This is a genomic window from Micromonospora sp. NPDC002296 (genome assembly GCF_040296145.1).
GTDB lineage: Bacteria > Actinomycetota > Actinomycetes > Mycobacteriales > Micromonosporaceae > Micromonospora.
Map to the genome: position 1 here is coordinate 1 of NZ_JBEOWQ010000096.1, position 7707 is coordinate 7707.

Sequence of the window (7707 nt, forward strand, 5' to 3'; positions counted from 1 at the left end):
GCCACGCCGACGATTACCACGGCGGCCAGCGCGACTCCCGCCGTAGCCCACCGCCACCCGACCGGCCCGCGCAGCCCCATGCCCATCAACCGTCCGCCCGTGTCCGTCCACCGTGCAGGGTGCGACCGCGTCCCGTGAGCCGGCCCCGCCCCGATGCCCTGTTCGGCCGCGACTCTAGTCGATGTCCGGGGCCGGGCGTCCCGGCTCGGTCGCGGCCCCGGGGACGGAGGCTCGGGGCGGAATCGGTCGACGGCCGGTCCCGAGACCGGCCGGCCGGGCGCGACTGTCCGGTTGCCGACCGCCAGTTGTCGCCGTCCCCCGTACGGTGACCGCGAAGACCCGCCGGAGAGCAGGAGCACGATGGCCCGGACGACGTCCACGCACACCCCGACGGCCGAGATCGAGGACGATCTGGTCCGGCTGGCCGTCCGGGCCGTGGCCCCCGCCGAGGAGTCGCTGCTGGCGTTCCTCGCGCCAGCCTACCGGCGCCGCCCCGAGCACTGGCGCCGCGACCCGGCCCGGCTCGTGCGGGTGGGCGGCGGCGAGGCCGGCGGCGGGGGCTTCGAGTGGACCATCGAGCCGCTCCTGCCGTACCTGCTGGTGTTGACCGGCATCGGGATGGAGGCGCTGCGCGACGGGCTGCGGGAGCAGGCCACGGAGGCGGTCCGCGGCGGCCTGCGCGGCCTCGGCCGGCGCTGGCGGGCCCGCCGGTCCCCCGCCGGCCTCCCTCCGGCCGGCACCGTGCGGCTGGGGCCCGGCCAGCTGCTGCGCATCGAGGAGGCGGTCACCGCCGCCGCCCGGGACCCGCGCTGGGAACTGACCGAGGACCAGGTCGCGGTGCTGCGCGACGCGGTGCGGGACGCGTTCGCCCAACGCTTCGGCGACACCGCCCCGAATGTCGACGGCAACTGAGGGCAGCGGCGAGGCCGGCGAGGAAGCGCCGCCGCTGCCCTCCACCACCCTCGGCCGGTTCGTCGCCGCGGTGACGGCGGTCGTGGGCACGAGCATGTTCGGCTGGCAGAACGTCCTGGTCGACGCCGACGCCACCCGCGCCCGCGCGGAGTGCCTGAGCGGGCTCCCGCCGCCGATCGACATGCGCGCCGGGACGGTGGACGAGGAGGCCGTGGCGGCGATGCAGCGCTGCCTGGGCACCCTGGACGCGGACCTGCTCCGGCAGATGCTCGTCGGGCTGGCCGTGCTCGCGGCGGTGGCCGCCGTCGTCTACCTCGCCGCGCCCTGGTGCGAGTGCCGGCTGCGCGGCCTGCGCCGCCTCGACCGGACCCCCGGCACCGAGACGCTGCGGTCCGACCTGGCCGGGCTGGTCCGGGAGGCGGGGCTGCGCCGCCCGCCGACGTTCGTGGTGTCCCGGTCGGCGCGGATCAGTGGCAACACCTTCGGCGCGGGGCCCGTCCGGTACGTCCGGCTGGACCTGGGGCTGGTGCACGCCCACCGCACGGCGCCGCACCTGTTCCGGGCCGTCGTCCTGCACGAGTTGGCCCACGTGCGCAACGCCGACGTTCACCTCACCCGGCTGACCATCGCCCAGGCGTGGGCGTTCCCGCTCGCCGTGCTCGTCCCGGTCGCGGTCAGATACGTCGGGTCGGTTCCCGCCCGGGACCTGCTCAACCACGCCTGGCGGCTGGCCGCGTTCGCGCTGATCGTGCAGGTGTCGGCGTGGTCGGTGCTGCGCGCCCGGGAGTTCGCCGCCGACGCCCGGCTCACCGGCGACGACATCGGGGCCGTCCGGGCGTTGCTGGCCACCGACCGCAGGCGGGCCGGCCGGTGGGCCCGGTTGGGCGCGGTCTTCCGGTTCCACCCGCTGGCCCGGGCCCGCGCGGACGCCCTGGACCACCCCGGGCGCCGGTACGCCGCCCGCCCGGTGGAGGCGCTCGGCGCCGGGCTGGCCGCCGGTATCGCCGCGCCGCCGCTGGTGGACCTGATGTCCAACCTGCCACACACGCTGCTTGGCCCGGAGCCGTCTGGCAGCGCCTTCGCCGCCGGCGTGCTGCTCGGCGCGCCGCTCGCGCTGGTCACCACCGGCGCGCTGTGGCGGTCCGCCTGGTGGGCACGGCGCACCGGCGCGCCGGCGGCCTCGGGCGGGCTGTTCGGCGCGGCGCTGGCCTGCGGCCTGCTCGTCGGTCGGCGGCTGGCCTGGTCCGCGGCGTACACCAGCGACCGGCGGGCCTGGTGGGTCGAGGCGATCCTGGGTCTGCTGTGGATCGCCGGCGGCGCCCTGCTCGGCCGGTGGGTGGCCGACGGCGCGCGGGCGCACCTGCGGCGCATCGCGCCGTCGGACGCGTCCCGCACCCGGCTGGCCTGGGCCGGCGCCGCGCTGGCCACCACGGCGGTCAGTGCCGGCTACGTGGCGGCCCTGCTCGTGCTGGACGCCTGGTCCACCGACGGCGAGTTCAGCATGTGGCGCCGCGTCGCCGCGCACGAGGGCCACCCGGACACCTTCACCCCGCTGGTCCTGCTCGACCTGCTCGGCTTCTTCTTCCGCATCGTCGCCGCCCAGGCGCCGTACCTGCTCGCCCTGCCGCTGGCCGCGGCGCTGTTCCCGGTCCTGGCCACCCGCCACGCCACCCGGCGGGCGGTGCGCCTGGGCCTCGTCGGCGGGACCGTCGGCGCCCTGGTGCTGCCGCTGGTGCCCCTCGGTGCCGGTGTCGCCGCACGCGACCCCGGCCTCGTCACGGCCACCGCCGCGGTCCTGGTCGACAGCCACACCCAGCTGCCGGTCACGTTCGTCGAGCTGACCGTCGCCGTCACGGCGGTGGCCACCCGGCGCCTGGCGCTGCCGCACGCCCTGCTGGCCGCCCTCACGGCGGGGCTGCTGATGGTCCCGGCCATCCTGGCCGCCGGCACGGTGCTGTCCTGCGTGGCCGGCACCACGGAACGCTGCGTTTTCGCCGTGGACGGAGTCGACGCCGTCCGCGCCCTCACCCACGCCCTCGTCGTCGCCCCGGTGGCGGCGGTGCTCGCCGCCGCGCTCGGGGCGGCCGTGGCGGCGGGGCTGACCGCCGCCGGGCGGCACCGGCGGTGGGTGGTGACCGTGGTCGCCGTGCTGCTCGCGTCCGCCGGCACGGTCGCGGTGGCCCGTGGTCGGCCGGCCCCGGCGGTGCCCGCCGCCCGCGATCCCTGCCTGGTCGGGGTCTGGCGGCTCGCCGCCGGCCGCTACCACTTCACCGTCGAGGCCGACTCGCCGCTCGGCACGCTGGCCGGCCTCACCGGCGACGCCGGCATCGACCTGGCCAGCGGGCCCGACACCGGCTTCGCCACCGCGTACCGGGCCGACGGCGGCGCGACCGACCTGTACGACCTCTTCGTCGCCGAGGGCACGCTGAACGGGCACGCGGTGCGCAGCGTCCACCGGGGAGTGGTGACCTACCGCTGGGCGGCCGAAGCCGGGCGCTACACCCAGCGCGACTCCGTCGACACCGGCGACGTGGTGCTGCGCGTCGACGACCGCGCGGTGAACGTGACGCCCACCGCCGAGGACACGAACGGCTCGTACCGGTGCGCCGGCGACCAGCTCGTGATCCGCCAGGACAACGACGACGGGTCGTGGGGCGAGGAAACCTTCGTCCGCAGCCGGGCCTGACCGCGCGCCGGTGGTGGTGGCGGTGGGTGCCCCGTGCGACGGGGGCAGGGCGGCTGTGAGACTCGTCCGGGCGCGCGGTCGGCCCGCGCGCGGGAGGGAGGCAGGACATGGGGCACGACGTACGGCAGGCCGCGGCGCTGCTGGGCCGGGCGCATCGGGTGGTGGTGTTCACCGGCGCGGGCATCTCGGCCGAGAGCGGTGTGCCGACCTTCCGCGACGCCCTCACCGGGCTGTGGGAACGGTTCGACGCGCAGGAGCTCGCCACGGCACAGGCGTTCCGCGACGACCCCGCGCTGGTGTGGGGCTGGTACGAGTGGCGACGCGACGGTGTCCGGGCGGCCCGGCCGAACGCGGGGCACCTGGCGGTGGCCGCGATCGAGGCCCACGTCCCGGACCCCGTCCTGATCACCCAGAACGTCGACGACCTGCATGAACGCGCGGGTTCGGCCGCGCCGCTGCACCTGCACGGCAGCCTGTTCGCGCCGCGCTGCTCGGCCTGCGCCCGGCCGGCGCCGCTGCCGGACGCGGCGTCGGACGAGCCGGCGCACGGCCGGCGGGTGCCACCACCCGGCTGCCCCCGCTGCGGGGCGCCAATCCGGCCGGGCGTGGTGTGGTTCGGCGAGGCGTTGCCGGAGGCGGCGTTGGCCGCCGCAGTCGACGCCGCGTCCTCCTGCGACCTGCTGGTGACGGTGGGCACCTCCGGCCTGGTCTACCCCGCCGCCGAGATCCCCCAGGTCGCGGCCCGCCTCGGCACCCCGGTGATTCAGGTCAACCCGCACCGGACGCCGCTGGATCCGGTCTGCGCCGTGAACCTGCGCGGGCCGGCCGCCCTGGTCCTCCCCGCCCTGGTCGAGGCGGCGTGGGGCGGCCCCGGGCAGGAGTGAGAAGCACCGGCGGCGGCGAGGTGCGGGCCCGGCCGGCGGCACCGGCCGGGCCCGTGGCCGTCGGCCGGGTTACGGGTTCGTGGTCAGGTAGACCACCTGGTTGCCGGCGTTGGCCGTGCCGCCGGCGTTGTTGATCACCCGGTTGATGGTGCCGACCCCACCGAGCGACACGGTCACCATGTTGGTGAACCGGACGTTCGGGTTGGTGGGTGCCTCGATGGCCCGGTCGGCGACGACCGAGGGGTCGACGTTGAAGTAGCAGTAGCTGCCCAGCCCCCACGCCTGGTGGCTGGTGACCCCGTCAGCCACCTTGTACGCGGCGTACCCGCGGGACGCGCCGTTCATCCAGGCGCCCTGGTTCGGCGGGTCGTAGGGCATCTCGTTCTGGTAGAAGTAGGTGCGCCCGCCGTTGCCGTTCCAGACGGTCTGGTACTTCTGGTAGTGCTCGACGAACAGCCCGTACATGGTGACGTTGTCGCCGTTGACGGTCAGGCCGGTGTCGGCGGTGTTCGCCGCCCAGCCCACCCCGTCGCCGTGGTCGGCCCGCCACAGCCACATGTGGTCGCCGATGACGTTGTCGCTGTTGACGGTGAGCGTGGTGGTGGCCCGGCCGACGCCCGGCCCGCCGATGCGGAAGAAGACGTCGTGCAGCGAGGTCGGGTTGGCGGCGTGGCCGGCCGTCGAGCCGGCCGGGCCGACCTCCATCAGCACCGGCGAGTTCACCGTGCCGGCCTCGAACATCACGCCGGCCACCTTCACCCCGTCCACGTCGGCGACCCGCATGGCGGCCGTGCCGTTGTCGGGCTGGATGGTGGCCAGGCCGAGGCCGAGGACTACGGTGTTGGCGCGGTTGATCTGGATCGGCTCGCTGACGTGGTGCACGCCGGGGGTGAACAACAGGTGCCGGCCCTGGGCGAGCGCCGCGTTGATGGTGGCAGCGCCGGTGCCCGGGCGGACGACGTAGAACTCGCTGAGCGACAGCGACGAGCCTGCGGGGGTCTTGCCGTACCAGCTGGTGCCCGCCGAGTTGGCGCGCAGGGCCGGCACGAAGACCCGGTACTCGCCGGTGCCGTCGACGTACAGGAAGGGCTTCTCCCGCACCTGCGGGGTCTGCGCGATGACGGTGTGCGACGGGTTGGGGAAGTTCGGCGGCGGGGCGCCGGTGACGCCCTGGAACACCATGTTCCACACCGAGCCGGTCCAGGCCCCGAACTCGCTGTTGCGCGAGTACCACTGCTGCTGCGAGCCGGAGACGACCGTGCCGTCGATCTTCGTGTCGGCCATCAGCCCGCCGCTGGACCAGCCGTCGCCGCCGTTCCAGAGCTGGATCTGGTTCTGCGCGCCGCGCAGGTGCATCCGGCGGTAGGGCGCCGCCTGCGACACCGCCCAGCGTTCCACGCTGGTGCCCGCCGGCAGGGTCACCGACAGGTTCTCGGCCGCGCGCCAGAAGTTCTGGGTGGCGTTGCCGCCCATCCAGAACGCCTCGGCCCGGACGTGTCCGTTGAGGTTGACGTCGTCGGGGCTCATGCCGAGGCCGGCGACCTGGGTGAAGAAGCCGAGGTTGACGTCGGCGGTGTAGGTCCCCGGCTTGAACAGCACGGCGTACCGCTGGGGGCCGAACTGGTTGGTCTCCTGCTGGGTGAACAGGGTGTTCAGCCGGCTCTGGATGGTGGCGGTCGGCGTGCTCGGGTCGAACACGAAGGTGTTCGGGCCGAGGTTCGGGTTGCGCGGGTCGGTCGGCTCGACGGGCGGCACGTCGGTCCCGGTCACGTTCACCTCCAGCTCCCAGAGTGAGTAGCCGTAGCCGGTGGCCCGCGCGGTGCCGTACACCCGCAGGTAGCGGCCGGTCGCGGCGAGGTCGATGGACTGTACGCCGCCGGGGCCGGTCGTGGTGCTCCAGGCGGTGCTCCACGCGCTGCCGTCGGCCGAGGTCTGGACCTGGAACGCCCGGGCGTGGGCGGCTTCCCAACGCAGGACGACCCGGCAGATCGACCGGCTGGACCCGAGGTCGACCTGGAGCCACTGGGGATCGGCCGCGAGGCTGGCCCACCGGGTGCCGGTGTTGCCGTCGACGGCGGCCGACGCGGGGGTGCCGGCGTTCTCGGTGGACGAGGCGGTGGCCGGCCGGCCCTGCGCGGCGTTGGCGCTGCCGCAGGTGGGCGTCGGGCCACCGGTCTCGCCGTACACCTGGAACTCCCAGAGCGAGTAGCCGTAGCCGGTGGCCCGCGCGGTGCCGTGCATCCGCACGTACCGGCCGGCCCCGGTGACGGTCAGGTTCTGGGTGCCGCCGGTGCCGGTGGTGGTGCTTGCGACGGTGGTCCACGCGCTGCCGTCGTCGGAGGTCTGGATCTGGAACGCCCGGGCGTAGGCGCCCTCCCAGACCAGGGTCACCTGGCTGATGGTGGCGCGGGCGCCCAGGTCGACCTGGAGCCACTGGGGATCGCTGAACGCGCTCGCCCAGCGGGTGCCGGTGCTGCCGTCGACGGCCGCCGACGCGGGGGTGCCGGCGTTCTCGGTGGACGACGCGGTCGCCGGCCGGCCCTGCGAGAGCAGCACCGGCGCCGCCCCGGCCGGCGACGCGCCGGCGGGTGCCAGCGCCGCGACGAGCGCGAGCACGAGCCCGACGAGGGTACGCCGCCGGGCGGGCCGAAGGCCCGGTGCCGGGCGTACGGATGTAGCGCTAGATGTCATGACTTCGCCTGTCGATAGAGGGCTGCGGATGCCGGACGCGGCGGGGCTGACCCGTGGTGCCGAATGGCGCCTGCGGGGGCGGCGCCACGGGCCGGAGAGCGCTCTCAGGTGAGTGTCACGGCGACGTTGCGCCGCCGTCAAGACATCGATCCATAACACTGCCCTTTGTCGGAAAGTTCCGCTGGCGGAAATCCCCGAACACCGGCGGGCGCTTGACGAACTGGCCGGTGAACCACTTTAATGACGGCCTGAAATAAGTATTGACGTAATTCGGCTGGTGCCTCCACCGGCACCTCCGGGCGAGGCTGTCCCGGCAACGCGCCGGGGCCTTATCGATCCGCGCTCACCGACGGCCCGCCGGTCGGCCGACGCCGCCCCGACGGGCACGCAACGAGCCGACCGGCGCGCAACGAGCCGGTCGGCGCGCGACGAGCCGACGGGCGCGCGACCGGCCGACCGGCGCGCGACCGGCCGGCGGGGCCCGGGTGCCCTGGGTGCCGCACCGGGCGGTGCCCAGGGCACCGCGTCCGGGGT

General features: G+C 75.4%; 4 protein-coding genes. 3 read left to right on the forward strand and 1 reads right to left on the reverse strand.

Annotation, left to right across the window (positions count from 1 at the left end; genetic code table 11):
- Positions 1-360: 360 nt before the first annotated feature.
- The 3 genes from ABT023_RS28625 (at position 361) to ABT023_RS28635 (ending at position 4482) form a co-directional block, all read left to right on the forward strand.
- Positions 361-912, forward strand: a complete 552-nt coding sequence (locus ABT023_RS28625; RefSeq protein WP_350889752.1) for a hypothetical protein — start codon at positions 361-363, stop codon at positions 910-912.
- Positions 896-3598 (forward strand): M48 family metalloprotease, encoded by a 2703-nt coding sequence (locus tag ABT023_RS28630; RefSeq protein WP_350889754.1) that lies wholly within the window; start codon positions 896-898, stop codon positions 3596-3598. Before ABT023_RS28625 ends, ABT023_RS28630 begins: the two co-directional genes overlap by 17 nt.
- A gap of 107 nt (positions 3599-3705) precedes the next feature.
- Entirely contained in the window at positions 3706-4482 is a 777-nt protein-coding gene (locus tag ABT023_RS28635) for an SIR2 family NAD-dependent protein deacylase (protein ID WP_350889756.1), read from the forward strand.
- Between the two features lie 69 nt (positions 4483-4551).
- Here the strand turns inward: ABT023_RS28635 and ABT023_RS28640 are convergent, their stop codons facing one another.
- Positions 4552-7173, reverse strand: coding sequence for a pectate lyase-like domain-containing protein (locus ABT023_RS28640; protein WP_350889758.1), 2622 nt, complete (start codon positions 7171-7173; stop codon positions 4552-4554).
- Positions 7174-7707 lie beyond the last annotated feature (534 nt).